10 protein-coding genes are annotated in these 22,724 nt (G+C 66.1%); 8 read left to right on the forward strand and 2 right to left on the reverse strand.

Annotated elements, in window-relative coordinates; all coding sequences use genetic code 11:
• Positions 1 to 16: 16 nt before the first annotated feature.
• The 6 genes from LVJ94_21275 to LVJ94_21300 all read left to right on the forward strand — a co-directional run bounded on the left by LVJ94_21275 (position 17) and on the right by LVJ94_21300 (position 17,232).
• Positions 17 to 1,111: a hypothetical protein gene (locus tag LVJ94_21275; protein ID WXB09748.1), complete on the forward strand. Its 1,095-nt coding sequence runs from the start codon at positions 17 to 19 to the stop codon at positions 1,109 to 1,111.
• Positions 1,108 to 1,245, forward strand: coding sequence for a hypothetical protein (locus LVJ94_21280; GenBank protein ID WXB09749.1), 138 nt, complete (start codon positions 1,108 to 1,110; stop codon positions 1,243 to 1,245). Before LVJ94_21275 ends, LVJ94_21280 begins: the two co-directional genes overlap by 4 nt.
• 47 nt (positions 1,246 to 1,292) lie before the next feature.
• Complete coding sequence (locus LVJ94_21285; protein ID WXB09750.1) at positions 1,293 to 3,503, forward strand: B12-binding domain-containing radical SAM protein; 2,211 nt, start codon at positions 1,293 to 1,295, stop codon at positions 3,501 to 3,503.
• A gap of 4 nt (positions 3,504 to 3,507) precedes the next feature.
• A complete protein-coding gene (locus tag LVJ94_21290; protein WXB09751.1) occupies positions 3,508 to 14,913 on the forward strand; it encodes an amino acid adenylation domain-containing protein in 11,406 nt (3,801 codons plus the stop codon).
• A gap of 36 nt (positions 14,914 to 14,949) precedes the next feature.
• A complete protein-coding gene (locus LVJ94_21295; protein ID WXB09752.1) occupies positions 14,950 to 15,867 on the forward strand; it encodes a cupin-like domain-containing protein in 918 nt (305 codons plus the stop codon).
• Between the two features lie 63 nt (positions 15,868 to 15,930).
• Entirely contained in the window at positions 15,931 to 17,232 is a 1,302-nt protein-coding gene (locus LVJ94_21300) for an erythromycin esterase family protein (GenBank protein ID WXB09753.1), read from the forward strand.
• On the opposite strand, the gene LVJ94_21305 is transcribed toward LVJ94_21300, so the two are convergent.
• Together LVJ94_21305 and LVJ94_21310 are read right to left on the reverse strand one after the other, a co-directional pair.
• Positions 17,226 to 18,782 (reverse strand): Ig-like domain-containing protein, encoded by a 1,557-nt coding sequence (locus LVJ94_21305; GenBank protein WXB09754.1) that lies wholly within the window; start codon positions 18,780 to 18,782, stop codon positions 17,226 to 17,228. The two genes, LVJ94_21300 and LVJ94_21305, sit on opposite strands and share 7 nt — an antisense overlap.
• Positions 18,783 to 18,912: 130 nt before the next feature.
• Positions 18,913 to 20,502: a hypothetical protein gene (locus LVJ94_21310; protein WXB09755.1), complete on the reverse strand. Its 1,590-nt coding sequence runs from the start codon at positions 20,500 to 20,502 to the stop codon at positions 18,913 to 18,915.
• 71 nt (positions 20,503 to 20,573) lie between these two features.
• Here LVJ94_21310 and LVJ94_21315 point away from each other — a divergent pair, with 71 nt between their 5' ends.
• Both LVJ94_21315 and LVJ94_21320 read left to right on the forward strand, forming a co-directional pair.
• The gene (locus LVJ94_21315; GenBank protein ID WXB09756.1) at positions 20,574 to 21,467 is read left to right on the forward strand and encodes a LysR family transcriptional regulator; all 894 of its coding nucleotides are present in this window, start codon (positions 20,574 to 20,576) and stop codon (positions 21,465 to 21,467) included.
• A 158-nt stretch (positions 21,468 to 21,625) separates the two neighbouring features.
• Positions 21,626 to 22,723, forward strand: a complete 1,098-nt coding sequence (locus LVJ94_21320) for a choice-of-anchor D domain-containing protein (GenBank protein WXB09757.1) — start codon at positions 21,626 to 21,628, stop codon at positions 22,721 to 22,723.
• Position 22,724 lies beyond the last annotated feature (1 nt).

A 22,724-nucleotide genomic window follows, 5' to 3' on the forward strand; every position in this document is an offset into this window, starting at 1 on the left:
CCATCGAGGAAAAGCCATGAGTGGATCGAAGCGCAAAGAGCTCACGCACGACGAGGCCGTCCAGGAAACGTATCGGCTGACTCCGCAGATCCGGGACATCGACGAGCTCCTGGCCCCCTCCAGGATGCGCTGGCTCCCTTATACGATGTTCTTCCAGCACAAGAACTTCGTGTCCAAAGCCATCAACACGGACGACATGGGCTTTCGCCTCACCACGGCACACGGCAAGGTGTACCGCGTTTCCGAAGTGCACGACGAGCCGGTGAACCTGCTCGTTGGAAGCTCCACCGCCATGGGCACGGGCTCCGCATCCGACGCTTACACCATTGCATCGCGCCTCGCCCACCACCGCAAGGAACCGTGGCTGAACTTCGCGGCGCGCGCGTACAATTCGACGCAAGAGATCATTCTGTTTTTGATGCACATGCATCGCTTCAAGAAGATCGACAAAGTCATCATCTTGAGCGGCATGAACAACTTCGTCCTCGAGGGGCTGCCCGAGCAGCTACGGAGCGACCACGGTCAGTATTACTACTCGTACGAGTACATGCATTACATGACCATGTACAACGAGGAGCAGGGGCGCAAAAAGCAAAGCCTTTTGCAACGCCTCACCAACGCGGTCAACGACAAGGCCGAACCGATTTTCACGGACGAGGGCGTGGACACGCCGACGCGCATCCGCCGCTGTGTCGACGCCACCACCCGCGCGCTGGTGCAGTGGAAGTCGCTGCTCGCCCCGCACAATGCGTCGCTCGATTTCGTCCTCCAGCCGCTGACGACTTGGACGAAGAACGAGTTCACGCCGGAGGAAGAAGACATCATTCATGCCACGGACAGCTGTCCGAACAACTTCTGGCGCCTCTTTGGCAACATCCTGGGGCGCGAGGTCTACCCGCAGTACTGCGGCGGCTTGAAGGAAGGCTGTACCGAGTTGGGAATTCCCTTCTACGACTCGAACGAGCTCATTCGCGGCTCGGACTTTTACCGCGACTACATCTTCGTGGATCGGATGCACTTGAACGACCACGGCTACGACGGCATGGCGCGTTTGCTCGACAAGCACGTGTTGCCGCCATCCGGCTCGACACGAGGAACGGTGCGGCCGTGAGCCGCGATCTGTTCGCGCCGTTGCCGCCCGAGCCGCCGGCCAAGTCACCCTGGTGGGTGCGGCTGGTCGACTTCGTCTTTCGCCGAAAGAAGAAGCGCGCGCGATTGACCTCCACCGTGTATCCGCTGCGCTGAAATACCGCCGGCTCGAGCCGGCGATCCCATCGAAGAAAAGAGATCTCGTGAGCGACCGAAACCTCCGGCTGAAGCCCAATCTTCTGTGCATCGTCCCGCCGTATCCGCTGACGTCGGTGCCGCTGGGCCCCGCCGCGCTACTTGGCTACCTCAAGGCCAACGGCTGCCATGATTTCGACTTTCTCGATCTGCGGCTCTGGGTTCCCTACAGCTTCGCGCCCACGCACCAGCAGGTGGGCGCATTCGGGGAGACCTTCGTCCTCGACGTTCCCGAGCTGCCGCTGGTCCTGCAGATGCTGCGCAACTTCGAAGAGGGCAAACCGCTGATCGGCCCGCCGACGGAGTTGTTCGAGCGCTATTGCGCGGAGCGCGTCATCAACTCCGTGTACCTGCACAATTACCTGACGATGCTCGATCGGTTCTTCGAGCGCGTGTTTTCTCAGGTGCAGGATCTGCGCTTCATCGGGTTTTCCTGCTGGACGACGAACTTTCTCGCCACCATGCTGGCCGCGGCGCATTTGAAGCGGCGCAAATCGCCGCCGTTCATCGTCGTCGGCGGCCCGCAGGTGACCGAGAGCATCCACTGCGGGCAGCTCGGCCTCGCGAGCGGCTTGTTCGATGCCGTCGCCCAGAGCGAGGGCGAGGAAACGCTTCTCTGCCTCTACGAAGAGTTCTGCCAGGGCAACGGCGAGGTCACCAAACCGGTCCCAGGCACCATGCAGCGCGATCCGGAGACGAACGGTTTCCGCATCACCGAGCGCAAGCCCCTACGCATGAAGGAGCTGCCGCTTCCCAGCTTCGATGAAATGTCCATCCTGTCGTATGGCCGTCCGTACGACGATCCGAAGTACAACAACCTGCGCATTCTGCCCTTCCAATTGTCGCGCGGTTGCACGGACAAATGTTCATTTTGCAGTGAGTGGGTCTTCTGGCGCACCTACCGCGTCGGCCCCACGGACCGGGCCGTCGAGCAGCTCAAGGAGCTGAAATCGAAGTACAACGCCGATGGTATTTGGTTTTCGGACTCGCTGCTGAACGGCAAAATGTCGCGACTGGTGGAGTTCGCGGAAACGGCGAAAAAGCAGAAGCTCGACGTCCTCTGGGGCGGGTACATGCGGGCGGACATGACGCCCGATACGGCGTCGCTCATCTTCGAGGCGGGCTGCCGCAACGTGTTTCTCGGCATCGAGTCGATGTCCGACGAGACGCTCGAGGTCATGCGCAAGCGCCGCGCCGAGGCGCACAACATCAACGCGCTGCGTTCCTTTCTCCAGACCGGCATGGTCGTGCAGGCGGGGCTCATCGCGGGCTTTCCCGGCGATACGCGACACCGCTTCCTGCACACGGCCCGCGTGCTCCAAGAGATCCAACAGGAGTTCGTCAACCTCAACGTCAACACCGAGCCGTTCGCGGTGATGCCGGGCCAGCCGATCTTCCAGGAGCTCGGAAAGTACGATTTGCACCCCCGAGGCTGGGCGCAAGACTATCTGGATATCGCACCGAAATATCGATTCATCACCAATGACGTTTATTGCTCGGTGGACGGGCCCAACCAAGGGATCGATCGCCTGGGCGAATTCCGCATCGGCCTTTCGCTCGGCGACGCGGTGGCGGGGCTCAATTATGGACGGAAAGAGCCACTCGGCCCTCTCCGCTTCCAATTGGATTACGTCTACCAGGACGTGGCGTTGGGCACCATCAAGTCGACGGCGGCGATGACCTACGGGGCCATTTTGACCAAGGCCGAGCAGGCGGAGTTCGACCAGGGCCACATGCTAAGCACCTTCCAGGGTCAGAGCTCGATTCCCATGCTCGAGCACCCCGTGTTCACGGACATGCTCGGGCGCTTGGAGGCCGCCCATGTCGTTCCGCCACGCCGGACGCACCCTGGCATTTATGCGAACAGCTACGAGGGAAGCCTTTCCGAGAACGCTGGCTTGACGTTGTCGCCCTTCGTGATCGCCCGCGTGCTGGAGGCCGGAGGGGTGCTCTTGGTGGTGAACTTCATCTCGTCGAAGTGCACGGTGTTGCCGGCGAGCATCGCGTGGCTGGTGGAGTTCCTCGCGGGCACGCCCCGCTACCTCGACGAGATTCGCGCGCGGGCCAAGGATCTCGACGTCCAGGACGATGGATGGATGAAGACGCTCGACGATCTGCGCGAGCGCGGTTTGGTGGTGGTCAACGACCATCGCACGGATTCCCCCGCGGCCCCGTTCCGCCGGAGAATCTCCCTTCAAGTGATCCAATCTACGAGCTAAAGTCTTGGAAAAGGTCGAAGACGTCTACGAGCTATCGGGAACCCAGCGGGGCATTCTTTTCGAATGCGTTTCCCGGCCGGAAGAGAAGTCGCTTTATGTCGTTCAATTGGTGGCCACCGTCGTCACCCATTTGGACGTCGCACGGCTAGAGCGTGCCTTTCGCATCGTTCTGGGACGCACCCCGGCACTGCGAACCGCATTTTTCTGGCAGGATCGCGACCGCCCGTTGCAATTGGTCTTTCGCGAATACCCGTTTCGCATCGAGGTTCGGGATGAATCGGCGGGCGATGCGGTGGCCTTCCGTCAGGCGGTGCGGCGGTTTGCGGACGAGGATCGGCGGCGCGGATTCGATCTGGCGCGGCCCCTTCTCATGCGCGCGTCCGTGGTCCGAACGGAGCACGGAAGCGCGCTGGTGCTCACCACGCACCATCTCTTGTTCGACGGCTGGTCGATGGGGCACATTCTCCATGACGTCATCGCCGCGTACGAGCAAGGAGCGGCCGCGCGACTGCCGGCGAGGCGCCCGTACCGCGAGTTCATTCGCTGGCTGCAGAAGGCCAATGTGGCCGAGGCCACGATGTACTGGAATGCCCGCTTGCGGCGGGTTGGTACCTCGTTGCTCTCCCCCACCCTTCCGCGCGCCCCGAACGACCGCATCGAGGTGGCGGCGGGCACGTCGCGGAGGCAGGAGCTGGGGCCGGAGACCGCGGCCGCCTTGCGGAACGTGGCCAAAGAGCTGCGCGTTACGTTGAATACGTTGGTCGAGGTGGCGTGGGGCGTTTTGCTCGCGCGCCACGTCGGGAGCCAGGAAATCGTCTTCGGCACGGTCAGCTCGGGACGCCCGCCGGAGCTGCCGGGTAGCGACGGCATGATCGGGCTGTTCATCAACACGCTCCCGTGCCGGTTCTCGTCCATGGAGCGCTCCACGGTGCGCGAGCTCGTCGTCCGCCACCAGGCCAGCCGCACGTCCGATCTGCAGTACGGGTTTCTCTCGCTTTCCGAGGTTCTCGCGGGCCAGAAAGGACGCCCGTTCGATACGCTGATCGCGTTCGAGAATTACCCGGCCGCATCGACGATGCAAGCGATGTTCGGCGAGGTGAAGGTCACCGAAGCGAGCGTGGAGGAAGGGACGGAGTTTCCGTTCGAGATCCGCGTTCTGCCCTCGGGCAACGATCTGCACATCGACCTTCTGCTCGGCCGCGGCATCGACGAGGACGCACTGGCCTCTGCGTGCGCCGCCGAGATTTTCCGCCAGTTCGGCGTGGTCCTGGAGGCACTCCCCTCGTCGCTCGGCGTGCGGGTGGCTGATCTTCTCGCGAGGATCCGGACGGGCAGCGACATCGTCCTCGGCGATGGTACGCTTCGCGAGCCGGTCGCCATCGAGGGCCTCGGCCTGCTTGGGCATCGCGTGGGCACCTCGGAAGACATGGTCTTCGTGCGCCCATCGACCGATGTCCTCATCGATGGAAAACGGGGGCCCGTGCTCCCGCTCGAGTTCGGGACGCTCGGTCCCGCGCCCTCGCCGCGGGCACGCACCCTTTCGCCTTCGTTGCTGGAGCTGCGCTTCGGCGCGCGGTGGATGCGGATCGACGGCGAGTGGGCCTCGCTCGAACGACGGGAACGTGCGCTCTCGGAGGCCATGGGCCAGAGGGTCGCGCTCTGGCACGATGCGGGCCCCGCTGGTCTGGTCTGTATCGTGGAAACGCCGGAGGCCGGGGAAGACGCGCGGCTCCGACCCGCGCCGGACAACGTGGCCGAGCGCGTGGCCACACAGCTGGCGCGCGAGGTGTCCGTCTTCGAGTGGACCGGTGCTGCGGGCACCTCCGTGGAGGAACTTCGACGACAGTGGCTCGCCTCGCACGCCGAGAACGCCGGTGGCGCGCAGCGCGAACGGCATGCGGAAATCGAGTACCAGCTGGGCGCCTTCTGGCGCGAGGTCCTCAAGGTGACCGAGGTCGGCGCCTCCAGCGACTTCGTCGAACTGGGAGGGCACTCGCTCTCGTCGATGCAGGTCGCCGCGCGGGCACGGCGTACCTGGGGCAACGAGCTCGAGATCGCCGAGTTCTTCCTGCGCCGCACCCTGCGGGAACAGGCCGAATACGTTGCGGCGACGCTGGCCGGGACGCGGCGCGCCCTTTTGCCACCGCTGGTGGCCGGACGGCCTCGCGATCCTGCCGATGCGAACATGGGGCGGCTTTCGCTGGGGCAACTCGGCTTTTGGTACCAAACGCAGCTGCTCCCCCACTCCGGCGTGCACAACGTTCCCGTGGTGCTGGGGGTGGACGGAAGCCTCGACGCCTCCACCATCGCGCGCGCGCTCGATCGGCTCGTCGAACGGCATCCGGCGCTCCGCACCCGGTTCGTCGCGCAAGGGGCGGACGTTCTGCAGGAGATCGTCGCGGAAGCCTTCTTCGAGGTGGAGCAGCTCGAGACGTCCGAGGTGGCGGCGTTCTGTGAGCGCCCGTTCGACCTGTCGCGCGCGCCGCTTTTGCGCGCCGGCATCACGCGCGACGAGAAGCGCGTGGCCATCGTCTTTCACCATATCGTGGTCGACGGGTGGTCTCTGGGCATCCTGCTCTCGGAGTTCGCGACCCTCTACAATGCGCTCGCCGTCGATCGCACCGTGGAGCTACCGCGCCCCGTGGTCAGCCCCATCGACTACGCCCGCTGGCAGCGTGAAATCCTCGAGTCGGAGCAGGCACGCGTCTTTCGCGACCAGTGGCGCGCGGAGCTCGCGGGGGTCCCCTCGGCCCTGGAGCTCCCCACGAGCTTCCCTCGCCCCGCCGTTTTCGGGCGCGCGGGTGGGACGCACGCGTTCGACCTGAGCGATGAAACCGTCGCGCGGCTCCGCGCGCTGCTTACGGGTCGAGGGCTCTCGCTGTTTCAGGTCCTCGTCTCCGCGTTCGCCGTCTTTTTGAGCCGCATCGCAAACCAGCCCGACATCGTGATCGGTACGCTCTTCGCGGGCCGGTCGACGCGGGAGCTCGAGGCGGCCGTGGGGCTCTTTTTGAACACGGTCCCCATCCGGGTGCGCGTGCCCGAGCAGGCGACGTTCGCGGACCTGCTCGAATCGACGCGCGCGACCGTGATGCGCGCCTACGATCGGCAGGATTATCCGTTCGAGCAGCTCGTCTCCGATCTGAAGATCGAGCACGACGCTTCGCGAACGCCGCTGTTCCAAGTCTTGTGCCTCGTCCAGAACACGCCCCTCGAGGGCGCGTCGCTGCGCGGCGCCGGGCCGGTGAACGCGGTGTCACCGGCGGTGCAATTCTCCAATTTCGATTTGACGCTCAACGCGATCGAACGCGCAAACCAGATATCGTGTCGCTTCGAATACAATTCCGAGCTGTTCGATGCGCCCACCATCGCCCGCTGGGCCGACGCGTTCACCACGCTTCTCGCGCATCTCGTCGCCCCCGCATCCGGACCGGAGGCTCTCGCCCAGGTGCGGCTCACGCCGGGCGCGCGGCGCGTTCTTTCGCGGCCGGATCCGGGGCCGGGGCTCGATGGGACCACGTTCGTCGATACCTTCGAGGGCGCGGTACGCCGCGGGCCTTCGCGCATCGCCGCGACCGATGGCCGCGGGTCCCTCACGTACGCCGAGCTCGATGACGCCTCACGGCGCGTGGCGGCGCACCTGCGTGCGCGGGGCGTTCGCGACGAGGCGCCCGTGGCGCTCGTGATGGATAGGTCCATCGCATTTCTCGTCTCGCTCGTGGGCATTCTTCGTAGCGGTGGGGCCTACGTCCCCATCGTCCCTGGCACCCCGCGCGAACGGGCCAAGTCCATGCTCGAACAGGCGGCGGTCCGCCTCGTTCTCACGCAAGCGCACCTTGCGGAGGAAGCGTCGGAGTGGGGCGTTTCCCTGGCCATCTACGAGACCGCGACGGAACACGATGCGGACGACGCAGGTCCCGCGCCAAAGGCCGGCGCGCTTGCGTACATCCTCTTCACGTCCGGCTCCACGGGTGTCCCCAAGGGCGCCATGGTGCATCACGGTGGCATGCTGAATCACCTAGCTGCCAAGTGCGAAGACCTGGCCCTCACGGCCGACGACGTCGTCGCGCAGACGACCACGCAATCGTTCGACGTGGCCATTTGGCAATTCCTCGCGCCGCTGTGCATCGGTGCGCGGGTGGCCATCTTCGAGGAAAGCGTCGCATGGCTTCCCGCGGCCTTCTTCGCGCGCATCGCCCACGAGCGGCCCACGGTCGTGGAGACCGTGCCGTCGCACCTGGGCGTGCTGACGCACTGGCTCAAGAGCGCTGCGGAGCGTCCCTCGCTCGAATCGGTGCGCTTCGTCATGGTCACCGGCGAAGCCTTCCCTGCCCCGCTGGCGCGCGAGTGGCTCGAGCTCGCCCCTCGGACACGCCTGGTAAATGCGTACGGCCCGACGGAGTGCTCCGACGACGTCACGCACGCCATCGTGGGCCCAGGCGACGCGCTCGTATGGCCGACGGTTCCCATCGGGCGAGCGCTGCACGGGCAACGTCTCTACGTGCTCGACCCGACGCTCGCCTTCGTTCCGGAGGGGGTCGTTGGGGAACTCTACGTGGGAGGTCTCGGCGTTGGGCTCGGGTACGTGGGCGATCCCGAGAAGACGACCGCCGTGTTCCTGGAAGATCCGTACGCCGACGAACCGGGCGCACGCATGTACCGCACCGGCGATCTGGTGCGCGACCTCGGAGGCGGCGAGCTGCTCTTCGTGGGGCGCAACGATGAGCAGGTGAAGATCGGCGGCGTGCGCATCGAGCTGGGCGAGGTCGAAAGCGCGCTGCTCCAGGTGCCCGGCATCGAGGCCGCGGCCGCCCTGGTCATGGGCGGCGAGGGCCCAAAGCAGCTCGTTGCGTTCTGCGTCACGCGCGAAGCCGGCGCATGGGATCCATCGTTCGTACGCGATGCGCTGCGCCAGAGGGTTCCCGCGGCACTCGTTCCCGGCCGCTTGCTGCGGCTCGACGAGCTGCCCCTCACGCCCAATGGCAAGGTCGACCGTGCGGCGTTGCAGAAGCAAGTGCCCGAGCGCGAGGAGGACGTGCGTGCGATCGTCCCGCCGCGCACGGAACGTGAGCGCGAGGTGCTGAAGCTCTGGAGCGAGGTGCTGGGCATCGACCCGAACCACCTGAGCGTCGAGGACGACTTCTTCGCCGTGGGCGGCAACTCGCTTCAAAGCCTGCGCTTGCTCGGCCGCGTCCAGAGCACCTACGGTGCCGAGCTCTCGCTGCGGCAATTCGCCGAAGGTGCCACCGTTCGCGCCATGGCCAAGCGGCTCACGGGCAGCGGCCGCGGCGCGCACACGCTGAGCAAAGCGCCGCGTTCGGGCCACTACCCGTTGACGTACGCGCAGGAGCGCATGTGGTTTCTGAGCAAGCTCGAAGGCGGCGATGCGGCCTACAACGTGGCGTTGGCGCTCGACCTCGAGGGCCGCGTGAACATCGAAGCCTTGCGCGGAGCACTGACCGACGTGATGGCCCGTCACACGGCGCTGCGCCTTCGCATCGTCGAACGCGACGGCGAGGCCTACCAGTGCGATGCCGACGGCACGCCCGCGCTGGCGCACACCTCCGTGACGGAGTCCGAGGCCCGCGAGGCCGTCGAGCGCGAGCTCCGTCGGCCGTTCCGTGTGGGCGACGTGAACGAGCCCCTCGCGCGCATCACGCTGTTCGAGCGCCCGGCGTCGAAGTTCACGCTGCTTTGGGTCTTTCACCATTCGATCGTCGATGGCTGGTCGATGGAAATCCTCGAGCGCGAGCTGGGGGAGGCTTACGCGCAAAGGCTGGCCGGCGGCACGCCCAGCTGGGCGCCGTTGCCCTTCGACTACATCGACTACGCGCATTGGCAGCGCGAGCACCTCACCGAGTCGGCGATGGAACGCCACCTCTCCTATTGGCGCGACTACCTCGGGGGGGAACTGCCGGTGCTTGCGTTGCCCGCGGACCGCCCGCGCAAGCCGGTGAAGGGCTTCGAAGGCGCTTCCTACGAGGAGCCCCTCGGGCCGGAGCTTCACGCCGCCCTGACGCAGTACGCGCAACGCTCGCGCGTCACCCTGTTCGTGACCTTGCTCGCAGCGTACGGCCTCCTGCTCACGCGGTTGAGCGGCCAGCGCGAGGTCATCGTGGGCTCACCCCACGCCGGGCGCACCCACGCGGAGATGGAGGGTGTCATTGGCCTTTTCGTGAACACGGTGGTCCATCGGGTCCGCCCGCGCGGCGACGAGACGTGGGACGACTTCGTCCGGCGTCTGCAGACGGCCGCCTTCGAGGTGGCCGAGCACCACGAGGTTCCCTTCGAACGCGTCGTGCAGGCACTGCGCGTGCGCCGCGATCCTTCGCATGACCCCGTCTTCCAGACGATGTTCGCCGTCGAGGAAACGCCGGACGGAGAGCTCCACCTCCCCGGAGCGAAGCTCGTCTCATCCTTGTCGCACAAACGATTTTCGAAGTTCGACATGGAGGTCACCGCACGAATCTCGGGCTCGGGCATTTCGCTTCGTTGGGAGTACTCGACGGATCTGTTCGACCACGCGACCGTCGTCGGCTTCGCGCGGCGCTTTCGCGAGCTATTGTCGCAATGCCTCGACCCCATGCAGGCCGAGTCCGTTCTCGAGGTTGCGCCCGCGGCCGTCGCCGCACCCGCTCCGGCGGCGCCCGTGATGGAGACCCGCGCGATCGAACCCCCGCGCGCGGAGCGCGAACGCGAAGTGCAGGCCCTCTGGGTCGAGCTTTTGGGCATCGAGCCGGGCACGCTCGGCGTGGACGACGACTTCTTCGATGCCGGCGGCAATTCACTTCTCAGCCTGCGCCTGCTCGCGCGCATCCGGAAAGCGTACGGCGTGGAGCTGACGCTTCGTCAATTCTCCGAGGCCACCACCGTCCGCACCATGTCGAAGCTGCTTGCGGAGGCCAAGGGAGGGCCCCTCGCCCGCCCGTTCCGCAAGGCGGCGCGCACGGGACGGTATCCCCTGACCTACGCGCAAGAACGCATGTGGTTCCTGAGCAAGCTCGAGGGCGGCGACGCCGCCTACAACGTCGCGCTGGTGCTCGATCTCCAAGGGCGCGTGAACGTCGAGGCCCTGCGCGCGGCCTTGAACGACGTGATGGCGCGGCACACGGCACTGCGCCTTCGCATCGTCGATGACGAGGGCGATGCCTACCAATGCGAAGGCCCCGCGTCCCTCGCGCTGGAACACACCCTCGTCGGCGAAGCCCGTGCGCACGAAGCGGCCGAGCGCGAGGTGCAGCGAGCCTTTCGCGTGGGCGACGCCGAGGAACCGCTGGTGCGCGCGACGCTGTTCGAGCGGCCCGGGCCCAAGTACACCTTGCTCTGGATCTTCCATCATGCCGTCATCGACGGCTGGTCGCAGGAGATCCTGCAGCGTGAGCTCGGTGAAGCCTACGCGAGCCGCCTCGAGGGGCGTCCTCCGAGCTGGGCGGAGCTCGCCCACGACTACGTCGACTACGTGCACTGGCAGCGCGAGCACCTCACGGAAGCCGAGATCGAGCGGCACCTCGCCTATTGGCGGGACTACCTCGGCGGGGAGCTGCCGGTGCTCGCACTGCCCGCGGATCGTCCGCGCAAGGCGGCGAAGGGCTTCGACGGCGCGACGTACGAGCATACCCTGGGGCCCGAGCTCCAGGCCGCACTGAAGCGATGTGCCCAAGAGGCACGGGTCACCCCGTTCGTGACGTTCCTCGCCGCGTATGGCGTGCTGCTCACGCGCCTATGCGGCCAGGAGGAAGTGCTCATCGGCACACCGCATGCCGGCCGCACGCACGCGGAGGTCGAAGGCGTGGTGGGCCTCTTCGTGAACACCATCGTCCACCGCGTGCAGCCACGCGCCGACGAATCGTGGGGCGACTACGTCCGCCGTCTGCAGGCCGACGCCTTCGCCATGGGCGAGCACCACGAGGTCCCCTTCGAGCGTATCGTCGACGCACTTCGCATCCCCCGCGATCCGTCGCACGATCCCGTCTTCCAGACGATGCTCGTGATGGATGAGATCCCCGAGGCTGCACCCGATCTGGGCGAGCTCCACCTCGCGCCTGTCCCGGTGAAGCACGGCACCTCGAAGTTCGATCTGACGCTCAACGTGCGCACGTCACCGGACGGCGTTCATCTGGCGTGGGAGTACGCGACGGATCTTTTCGACCATGCGACCATCGAACGCATCTCGGGGCATTTCGAAACGTTGCTCACGGGGTTGGCCCGTGAAACCGATCCGCGACTGTCCACCCTCTCGCTGCTGACGGACGCCGAGCGCCAGCGTCTCGTGGCCCACGAGCCCGCGGTATTTCCGACGGAGCGGTGCCTGCACGAGTCGTTCGAGGACCAAGTCGCGCGCAACCCGAACGCGGTGGCCGTGGTCTTCGAAGGGCAGACCCTCACCTACGCCCAGCTGGACCTGCGCGCAAACCGGCTCGCGCACCACCTGCGCGATCTGGGCGTCGAGCCGGACACCTTGGTGCCCATTTGCGTCGAGCGCTCGCTCGACATGATCGTGGGCTTGCTGGGCATTCTCAAGGCGGGCGGAGCCTATCTTCCGCTCGACCCGGCCTACCCCGCGCCACGCCTCGCGTACATGCTCGCCGACTCGGAGGCGCGCATCCTGGTGACGCAGAAAGCGCTTCTCGATCGCCTTCCCGAGCATCACGCCCGCGTCGTGTGCCTCGACGCACTTCCGCCGCACGATGGCCCGGCGCCGCACCGCCCGCGCACGCTTCCACACCACCTGGCCTATTGCATTTACACCTCGGGCTCGACGGGTACGCCGAAGGGTACCTTGGTCACGCACGACAACGTGTGCAGGCTTTTTGCGGCCACCGATGCATACTTCCATTTCGGGCCGAACGACGTTTGGTCGCTGTTCCATTCGTACGCCTTCGACTTCTCGGTGTGGGAGATCTTCGGTGCGCTCATCTACGGTGGGCGCCTGGTCGTCGTTCCGCCGTTGGTCACCAAGTCGCCCGAGGCGATGCTCGAATTGCTTCGCAAAGACGCCATCACGGTGCTCAATCAGACGCCGTCGGCGTTTCGACAGTTGATTCGGGCCATACAGAGCGATGCATCGGGCGCGCCCTCGCTACCGGCCTTGCGCACGGTGATCTTTGGCGGCGAGGCCCTCGAGCTGTCGTCGCTCGCACCGTGGTTCGAGGCCTACGGCGACGCGCACCCGACGCTCGTCAACATGTACGGCATCACGGAAACCACCGTTCACGTCACGCATCGGGTGGTGCGCGCCGTCGACGTGACCGATGCATGGCGCAGCCCGATTGGCCGTCCGATGCCCGATCTTCAGCTCTATGTCCTCGACGACCGGCTCGACCCCGTTCCCGTCGGAACCCCGGGCGAGCTTTACGTCGGTGGCGCAGGGTTGGCCCGTGGCTACCTTCGACGGCCGGAGCTCACCGCCGAACGCTTCCTTCGCGATCCGTTTTCCAGTGACCCAAACGCGCGCCTGTATCGCACGGGCGACCGCGCCAGGCGCCGGCCGGACGGCGACATCGATTACCTCGGGCGGGTCGACAACCAGGTGAAGGTTCGCGGTTACCGCATCGAGCTCGGCGAAATCGAAGCGCTTCTCCGGGAGCACGTTCAGGAAGCCATCGTCCTGGCGATCGGTTCGCAGGAAACGCAGCAGCGACTCGCGGCGTGGCTGGTTGCGCCCGCGGGGGGCGCGGTCGACGTTCCGGCGATCCGCCAGCACCTCGCGGCGAGCTTGCCGCCCTTCATGGTGCCTGCCGACTTCACCGTTCTCGCATCGGTGCCGCTGACCGCCAACGGGAAGGTCGACCGCGCGCAGCTGCTCGCGTCGATGGCGCGCGTCCGCTCCGTCGAGCAAGCGCCCGTGGCGCCGCTGAACGCGACCGAGGAAGTGCTCGCCCCCATTTTCGAGGACGCCCTCGGCGTGCCGGTGGGGACGCACGACAACTTCTTTGCCTCGGGCGGCGATTCCATTCTGGCCGTGAAGGTGGCTCGGATGGCCTCGCAGCGGGGCATTCCCCTCGCGGTGGCGACCATCTTCCAGCATCAGACCATCGCCGGCATCGCCCGTGCGCTTGGCGCGACGGCGTCCCAGGACGCATCACCCCTCGGGCCTGCACCGATCGAACGCCTCCCGAGGTTCGAGGTGCCCGAGGACTGCGAGGACGCCTACCCGCTCACCGCGATGCAGCGTGAGATGCGGCAGGCCTACCTCGCCAACCGTGGGCACGCGGTCGGTGTCTTTCACGCCCAGCATTGGGTTCGCATTCGAGACGCCCGGGCCTCCGCCGATGCGATGGAACAGGCCGCGCAAACCCTGCTCGATCGCCATCCGGTCTTGCGAACCCGCATCCTCACGGGTCCCGACGGCGAGCCCTACCAGGTCGTCAAACGCCACGATCGGGTCTGGTTCGTGCGGCACGACGCCCGCCACGTCGCCGAAGACGCGCGGCACGACTACATGCAGCGACTCGTCCTGGCCGATCGCGCCGATCCCTTCCCCGAGGGCAACGGTCCGCATGGCCTCCTGCGATTCCATTGGGTCGACTTTGCGCAGGACACGTTCGGCCTGGTGAGGTCCATCCACCATGCGATCGACGATGGATGGGGCAATCAGTACCTCCTCACGTGGATGTTCGACCTGTACGAGAAGGCCAAGGCAGGGCACGCGCCCTCGCCCGAGGCGCCGGTGGCCAACGTCTTCAAGGAGTACGTTGCGTTGGAGGACGAGATGCGCAGCTCCCCGCAAGCTGCGGAATTCTGGCGTTCACAGCGCCTGCCGGCCCCCGAGCCGCTCCCGCGCCGCGAACCACCGGAGCGAAGCGAGGACGCCTTGCAGCGGTTCGTGGGCGAAGGCATCGTCCAGCGTCTCTACGCGACCGCGCGCCGCGAGGGCGTCTCCATCAAGGCCGTGGCGCTGAGCGCGTACCTCGAGCTGCTCGAGCGCGAAGTCCCCTCGGCGGGTCCCACCATCGGCATCGTGGCCAATGGCCGGTCGGATCGCTTGTCGGATCCGCTCTCGTCACTAGGGCTCTTTTGGAATCTCGTGCCCCTGTGCGTACGCCGCGGGGAGAGCGCCCGCGAGGAGCACGTGCGCGCCATCCAGCACGCCCTCGCGCAGCTCGAGCCGTATGCCATCTACCCAGGGTGCCGGATTGCCCAATCGTCCGGTGCCGAGCCAGCGTTCGTTGCGACGTTCAACTTCGTCAACTTCCACAATGCGTTTCAGGAGGCCGAGCACGACCAATTGCATTTCGAAGACTTCGGAACGCACGACAAGTTCTCGTATCCCTTGAATCTTCACGTCTCCGTCGACCGCGGGGAGGACCAAGTGATGATCGTGGTCAACCACGACGGCGCCTATTTCGAGCGCGAACGCGTCGCTCGACTCTTGGACCGCTACATCGAATTGCTGCTCGCCCGGGTGAGCTGACGCCTTTGACACCTCTTTTTTGGAGTACATGAATCCATGGTAAGGACATTGAAGGATTGGCCGGTCATCGCTGACCAAATCGAGCGACGCCCCCTGATGGCCAGCGCGGAAGAATTCGCGAAAGAATATGGCAATCTGCGCACGGGCAGGCCCGTGGTGCTCACGGGGGTTCCCCTTCCGCCTTCGTACACCGAGCGCCTCTCGGACGAAGGTCTGCGACGCACGTTGGGCGATGTCATGCTGCCGGTGATGGTCGCGGCGGAGGGCCAGTTTGCGACCGGCACCGGACCGTGGGACCCGAAGAAGTTCCGCATCGTCGAGATGACGTTGTCGGAATACTTCGACCGGCTCCAAGGCAAGCGCCCAGACCCCATCCTCGCCGAGGGTGAGCGCTGCTACATTTACCAGTGCCCGCCCAACAAGCTCGGAACGCTCCTCGAGGATCTGCCACTCTCGCACCTCATTCCGGCCGAGGCGAACGTGGTCAATCGCTACACGTGGATGGGCGAAGGGACCATTACGGTCGCCCACTACGATACGGAAGAGAATTTTCTCCTCCAATTACGCGGCAAGAAGCGCGTTCTCCTCTTCTCGCCCGCCGACCACGACAACCTGTACTTCAATCGAAATGGCACGGTTCACGACCGGCATACCCGCGTCGACTTCACCAAGGTGGACGACGAACAGTTCCCGAACTTCCGCAAGGCACGCGCCTACGAGACGGTTCTGGAGCCGGGGGAGATGCTTTACATCCCCATTTGCTGGCTTCACCACATCGAGACGCCCACCTTCGGGATCTCCGTCAACACGTGGTGGATGACCCCGGAGCTGCTCAAGATTCACTACGCCTTCGATACCTTGTGCGGCGAAATCGACAAGGGCGTGCGCCCCGAGGTGCAGCGCATGTGCCTTCAAGTGATGCAGGACCGGATCTTCAATCCGGTCAATCCGTAACACGATACGAAGCGATACAAGCCGGTACCGACCGAGACGCGGCCGCGGGCTAGCGTTGCGCGCATGCGTTGGCTTGGACCGGCATGTTTGGTCGGGTGGTTCTCGTTGGCATTTCTCGGAGCGTGTGCGCTGCAGGACGGAGCGCCGAACGATCCCCTCGACGCCATCGTCGAGGGGGCGATGGCGGTGAACTTTGGAGAGGATTCACATGGCATGACCGAGATCCACCGGCTCGTTCCGGTGGTGTTCGAGCGGCTCGTCGAGCGTCACGGTTTCCGGGTGTTCGCGTTCGAGGCGCCATGGGGATTGACCGATGCCCTCGCGGATTTCATGAGCTCGCAGCGCGTGGAGCTCGATGCGCGCGAGCAATTCTTCCTCCATGGTGCCTTCGTCTCCGAGGACGTCACGCGAATGCTCGTGTGGATTCGCGATTTCAATCGCGCGCACCCGCAGGATCCCATCGTCCTGGCGGGCTACCACCCGGAGCAGCCGGTGACCGATTTGCACGCGCTCGCGCGGTTTCTTCGGGACGCGGCCCCGGACCACGCGGCCACGCTTCTCGCCGGCATCGATGTTTGCCGCGCGGGCAACGACGGATTCGGGACGGACCTCGACTTTGCCGAGGAGGTGTTCGCGCTCCAGCGCCGAGGGCGCGTTTCGTACACCGCCGCGGAGCGAAAGGCCTGCCTCGAGGGCCTGGGTCGGATCGAGGGGGCGCTCGCGTCGTCGATTCCCGAGTCAACCGACCTGGCGCTGGCGCGGCTGCATGTTCTCAGCGTGCAAACCTACGTGGGACTCATCCGGCGCATCGCCGATTCGTACCTCGAGAGTCCGCAGGCACCCGTGGAGATGCGAATTCGGTGGCAGGGAGAGGCGTATTCCGGAACGGACGAGGCGCGCTTCCGCATCTACGAGGCGCTGCAACGGATTCGGTTCCCCGGGAAGAAGGTATTCTTCTGGATGCACGACTGGCATGCCGCGAAGCATGCCTCCGAGCTGGGGCTGATCGAGGACGCGGCCGACGGCGGGCGCTTCCGCGAAGGCATTCCCCAAGGGACGGTGTCCTTCGGTGAGCGGCTCGCCGCGGCCTCCGGCGGCTCACTCACCACGCTCGTCACGATTGCGACCTTGGTGCCATGCGGGACCACGTGCACCGAACCGCCGTCGTCGCTCGAGCCGTCCTTCCAACGCGTCTTTGGCGCCCGTCCCACGTGGATCGATCTGCGCGTGCCCCACCCGGACCTTCCGGTGACGAAACCCGGATCCGTGTTCGCCAATGGGCATGGATTCGGCTTTGGCAACGTGGTGCTCGGGCGCCAATACGACGCGGTGCTGTACCTGCCAACGTCAGAGCAGCTTCACTGAGGGCGTCGCCCACCTCGACGGCGGAGAAAGACCAGGGCCATCCCGACGGCGCCAAGCAGCGCAGCACCTTGGGACACCGGCCGGGGCGAAGCCGCACAGCTCGGCGAGGCGTACTCGTCGTCGTAGCTGTAGTCGTCGTAGTCGGGCAGCGGTCCCGCGTCGTACGGGGGATACGTCGGCCAAGGATTCGAGGGCGGCTTCGAAGGCGGCGGGTTGTACCCTCCGTCGTACGGCCAACCGGTTCCCCCGTCCGGCTTGGGCGGCGGGGCCGTGTATTGGATGGTCAGCGGCTCCGAACGGCTCGATGCGAAATCGCGGTTTCCGTTGTACACGACCACCACGTCGTGGGTCCCCGTGCTGAGCCCCTCGATGGTGAGGCGGCCGGAACCGAACTCGTCCACGCGACCGCCTCCGACCCGTACGGAGCCTTCGCAAAGGTCCACCGAGCCCGCGAAGGTGAATCCCTTCGTGTCCGACGAGATGGTCGCTTCGAGCGACGAGCCCGTTCCCGTGAGCGTCGTCTTGGTCGGCGCTTGGGTCACCACGAGCGTCGCCGATCCCTCCGCGTAGTCGTATTTGTCGTCACCGTAGAAACGCACGCTCAGCGTATGGTTACCGCCCGCCGGGCGCTGAGAACCCTTCGGTGTGTAGGTCACCTTGCCGGGTGTCTCCACCCAGAGCATCACGGCTTTTTGCCAGTTGTTGTAGCCGTCGAACGAATCGTAGAGCGTCACGGAATGTGGCACGGCCGGGAAGCCACCGTCCGCTCCTTGAATCGTGATGGTGTAGGTAACCGGGTCGCCGAAAACGGCCTTCGTCGGAGAGATATCGACTTTCACCGTGGTCGCGTACTGCTCGATTTTCTGTGCGAGGGCATCTCGCGGGGCACTCTCGATGAAATTCTCGTCACCGTCGTACCGGACCGAGAAGTCGTAGAGACCTATTTTGTATTTCGTGGCATCGAGCACGGCCTGTCCGTTCGCGTTCAACGCAAGGGCCGCGACCTCCCCGTTCCCGACGAAGAAGTGCACCTTGCCCGACGGCACACGGGGCGCGGCCGATGCAGCCGCCACGGTGGCCGTCACCCGCAGCGTGCCCACCTTGGCCGGATTGGACGAGGACGAGAGCGCCGTCGAAGAAGACGCCTTGTCGATGTACAAAGGCACGCTCCACGAGGAGGGAGTGTGCGTCGCATCGCCCGTGTAGCTCGCGGCAAGCTCGTTGACCTTGGTGCTCGTGGGGACGAACTCCAGGCTCGCATATCCCGCAGCATCGAGCGCGACGGCTGTCTCGGTATTTCCGCTAGGCGACTTCGCCGCGAATCGCACGGTTCCCGTCGGGACGCGTTCCCCCGCAGCCGACGTGACCCGCGCGCGAACTTGCACTTTTTCTCCATAGCGCGGCCGGTTCGGGGTCACCGTGAGCTCCACCGCCGTGGCGACGGGCGCGCCCGCATCGACCACGGGACCTCCCGCGTCCTGCGCGCCAACACTTGGCGCGGAAAGCCAAAGTGCCAGCAGTACGCCCACCCCAATAAGCCATTTGTGCATGTCGAAGCCTCGTATGGGCGAAGCCTCAGCAAACCCCGAGCCACGCACGAAACGGCGTCTCGGCGACGTGCGTCGCAAGACCATCGTGCATCCGCGGTCTCGCATCGCGTGTGGCGATGAAGTCACAGCGCTAGCGACGGACGACCGTGCACTCGCGGGTGAGCACCCGAGCTCCGGGACGGGGGTCCGGCGTGACATCGGGAAAGATGACGCGAAAGCCCGGTTCGAGGATCTGGCCGCGCGGGTTCTTGGAGATCTCGTTGGCGAACACTTCTGCACGGCGTTGGGCCAACAGCTCGACGTACGGCGTGACGTCTCCCGACTGAAGCCTGCGCGCACACGCCTCGAGCATGGCCGCCGCCTGCGCACGATGCCAGGCGGCATCGCGGGCCGGCTCGGTGAGGTTCGCGTGGAGCTCGTGCGCCGCGGGCTCCTTCGACGCGGCGAGCGCGCGCACGAAGGCCGCGTCCCCGCCTTGGGCATCCTCCGGCACCAGCCGCAAAAGTGCGCAACGCGCGGGGGAAAGCGCCGGATTCCCCACGTCCACGGCGAGAACGTCCGCGACGAACTCCTCGTCGACGACGTGCTCCCGCACGAGCGCGTCGACGGCGGCGGCATCGGCGGCCGCCTTCACGGGGGCCAACCACGGATGGTCTCCATCGGGCTGCCCGCTCTCCGGGAATGCGCTCTTCAGCGCCCGCAGGGCGGCATCGTACGCGGCCCGCGGCACCGCGAGCTCGCGCGAGGCAAGGCGCGGGTCCACGAAGAAGGCGCTCGGCGGTTTGACCTGGGCGGCCCGGGCCTCGTTGGACGTCGCGTCCGACGCGAGGTTCATCTCCTCGGGGCAGAACAAAGGACGGAGTCGCTCCTGGCGCGTCCTTGCCCGCCGTGCGGCACGAAAGGCGACGCTCGACTCGAGCCTCGCGCTCCCTTGCCGAACGCGCGCGGCGAGGCCCTCCGCATCGCCGAGCCCCTGCCCGAGGATGCGAGACAGCGACGGCTCCGGGGTGAGCCCGGCGAGGGGCAGCGGGCGCGCGGAGGTCCACCAGTCGTTGTGCGGCGCATCGAGCTCCTTCATGATGGGCCCTCCACCGAGGTGGCACCCGGAACATCGAAGCCGCTGCCCGAACACCGGGTGCGCGGGATCGTCCTGCCGGTGAAGCCGGGCGATGTCGCGCAGTATGTCCGCCGAGTCGCCGCGGTAGAACCACTGCCCGCGCGTGCCGTCGCCGCGAAGCTCGTAAAAGTTGAAGAGTCCCTTGGCGGGATCCCACGCAATGAGCTCGATGAGGAGCGCCTTGTCCTCGGGCGTCTGCTCGAGCACCAGCTCCGTGCCGCGCTTCTCCGTGAAGTGCCCGAAAAAGAAGTCTCCGGGTGCCACCGTCACGCCCGCCACCACGCCCGTCACGCTTTCGAAGAGGCTGAAGCTCCCCGCCGCCCCGTTGTGGAATCCGCGGTTGTCCACGAAGGCCGTCGCCAGCGTCGCCGGCTCGCGTTCGAGGCGCGCGCGGAACTCGAGCACATTGGCCGGGCACTCGGGCGAGGCCCCGAGCAGTGCCGCGACCGCGTCGTGGTTGCCCGAGGGCGCACCGGTCGGGCCTTGGGCCGCGCACCCCGCGGGTCTCAGCTCGGAAACTTGCGCCGGCGCATCCTCCGGCATGCGCGCGCAAGCCGCCACCATCGCAACCGACGCCACCGCGACCTTTCTCCAAAGACTCATCGCCCGGCGAGGTAGCTCGCGGGCGCGCCTCAGTCCATTTGAATGATATGATGTACCCATCAATTTTCCTGATGAGTCTCTCCGCCTTGCAGCTCGATGCCTTCTACGCCGTGGTGCGTGCCCAGAGCTTCGGGCGTGCGGCCAAGGCACTTCATCTGACCCAGCCCGCGCTCTCCATGCGCATCAAGGCGCTCGAGGAGGAGCTGGGCCAGCGCCTCTTCCTGCGCAGCGCACGCGGCATCGGGCTCACGGATGCGGGGACGCGGCTATTGCGTTACGCCCAGGCGCGCGAGACGCTCGAGAGAGAGTTGGTCTCGGATCTGACCGCCCCGCCCGGTGAAGGGCTGGGGGGCACGCTCCGCATCGCTGGCTTCTCGTCGGTGGTGCGCTCGCTGGTGGTCCCTGCCCTCGCCCCGGTTGCACGGGCCCACCGCCGCCTCCGCCTGGAAATCGCGTCGCGCGAAATGGACGAGCTCACGGGCCTGCTGGATCGGGCGGGTGCCGACTTCGTGCTGCTCGATCGCGCGCTCGAGCGCGTGGGGCTCGAGCATGTACGCCTCGGTGTGGAACGCTTGGTCCTCGTCGAAAGCACGGTGCACCCGACGCCGCAGGACATCTTTCTCGACCACGATGCGTCCGACACCACCACGCAGCGCTTTCTCCGGCGCAATGGGCAGAGCACCTCGCGACTGACCCGCTGGTACCTGGACGATATCTACGGCCTTCTCGACGGCGCCGCCCAGGGCCTCGGCCGCGCCGTCGTGTCGCGCCATCTCTTGCGAGGCAAACGCCGGCTGCGTGAAGTGCCCGGCCTGCAGAGCATCACCTCACCGGTGGTGCTGCACTACTGGCGGCAACCCAGCTACCCACGCGCGCACCAGGCCATCTTGGACGCCCTCTTGCGCGAAGTGCCCCGACGGTTGCGCGAGCAACATGGATCTCGGACGAAGCAGTCGAGAGGGTAAAGTTATCCAAATTCGCCCAAGGCATTTACCGTTTTGGCGCGTAATCACCATTTGGACCGGGAGATGCTTTCGAGAAACGACTCGCGGAGCTATCCACCTTGAAAGCCAACTCGATTCCACTCGCAGGTCATCTCACCCTTTTACTGGGCACTCTGGGAATGTTGAGCGCGTGCGGCGCAAAGGGCAATGGTCAGGGAAGCGTCGGCACCGAATCGTCGTTTCTAAAACCCACGGGCGCGTTTCTGGTGCTCGCCGGGCCCTTCAATCAAGTTTCCTTCGAGGCACAGCCCGTCGGCACACGCAGTGCGACGCAGTCCGTCGCCCTGCAAAACGACGGAAGTGTGCCGCTCACCCTCGGCGGACTGTCCGTCACCGGCAGCCAAGCGCACGACTTCGTCCTGGGCCCCAGCACCTGCTCCGGCACGACCCTCGCGCCGGGAGGCCGCTGCTCGGTCGACGTGGCCTTCGAGCCCGCAGGCGCCGGAGTACGCGCGGCGACGCTCGAAGTGCCCAACGATGCTGCGGGAAACACGCATGAAATACCCTTGATCGGACGCGGCAGCACGGGAACGGCGTTTACGCCCATGGCGGGCCCCATCGATCCACGCCACGGATTTCCCGCCTGGTACCAAGATGCCTCCGGCACCCGGCTCGAGCCATGCCTCGAGAGCGCGAGCCTTTGTCCGAATGCGCTGCCCGATTTGCTGGAGCCGCCATCGGTCACCCGTGCGTTCGTCAATTTTCCGGAGGAAGCGGCCTATTGGTCGGCGGAGGCGGAAATCCGGCCGACGAATCGCATTCGCGCGCGGCTGATCCTCGCCCTGGAGGGCGGATTCGGCGGCGCGGGCCAAGTGGCCATTGGCGAGCAAATCGTCTTTGGACGCGTTCGCCTGCGGCTCGAAGGGGTATCGCCGTCGGTGCCTTATACGTTCACGCATCCATTCGGGACGAGCACGGTATCCGCCGACGCCTCGGGCAAGATCGATTGGACGGAGGACATCGGGTGCGGTGGGAGCCCGTGCGATTTCCGGCAGGCGGTGAAGAGCCAGGTGCTGCAGCGTTTCTTGCGGTGGGACCCTGCGTTCGCCCCGCAGGCGCCGCCGGGCTACCTCGGCGATCCTTCCGTCGCACACCGCATCGTGGGCAGCCCCGCGGGGCACGATTTCTTCCGCGTCGAGGGCGCGGGGGTGGGCGGCAGCGGCGTCTTCACCATCGAGACGAACCTGTTCGAGCTGGCGGGCAAACTCCTTCCCTGAG

This window comes from Sorangiineae bacterium MSr11367, from assembly GCA_037157805.1.
Lineage (GTDB): Bacteria > Myxococcota_A > Polyangia > Polyangiales > Polyangiaceae > Pendulispora > Pendulispora rubella.

What these genes read in the sequence shown, in the direction of transcription:
- LVJ94_21295 (WXB09752.1), top strand. Translation starts at nt 14,950, where the DNA reads ATGGTAAGGACATTGAAGGATTGGCCGGTCATCGCTGACCAAATCGAG.
- LVJ94_21320 (WXB09757.1), top strand. Translation starts at nt 21,626, where the DNA reads ATGTTGAGCGCGTGCGGCGCAAAGGGCAATGGTCAGGGAAGCGTCGGC.
- LVJ94_21300 (WXB09753.1), top strand. Translation starts at nt 15,931, where the DNA reads ATGCGTTGGCTTGGACCGGCATGTTTGGTCGGGTGGTTCTCGTTGGCA.
- LVJ94_21275 (WXB09748.1), top strand. Translation starts at nt 17, where the DNA reads ATGAGTGGATCGAAGCGCAAAGAGCTCACGCACGACGAGGCCGTCCAG.
- LVJ94_21310 (WXB09755.1), bottom strand. Translation starts at nt 20,502, where the DNA reads ATGAGTCTTTGGAGAAAGGTCGCGGTGGCGTCGGTTGCGATGGTGGCG.
- LVJ94_21305 (WXB09754.1), bottom strand. Translation starts at nt 18,782, where the DNA reads ATGCACAAATGGCTTATTGGGGTGGGCGTACTGCTGGCACTTTGGCTT.
- LVJ94_21315 (WXB09756.1), top strand. Translation starts at nt 20,574, where the DNA reads ATGAGTCTCTCCGCCTTGCAGCTCGATGCCTTCTACGCCGTGGTGCGT.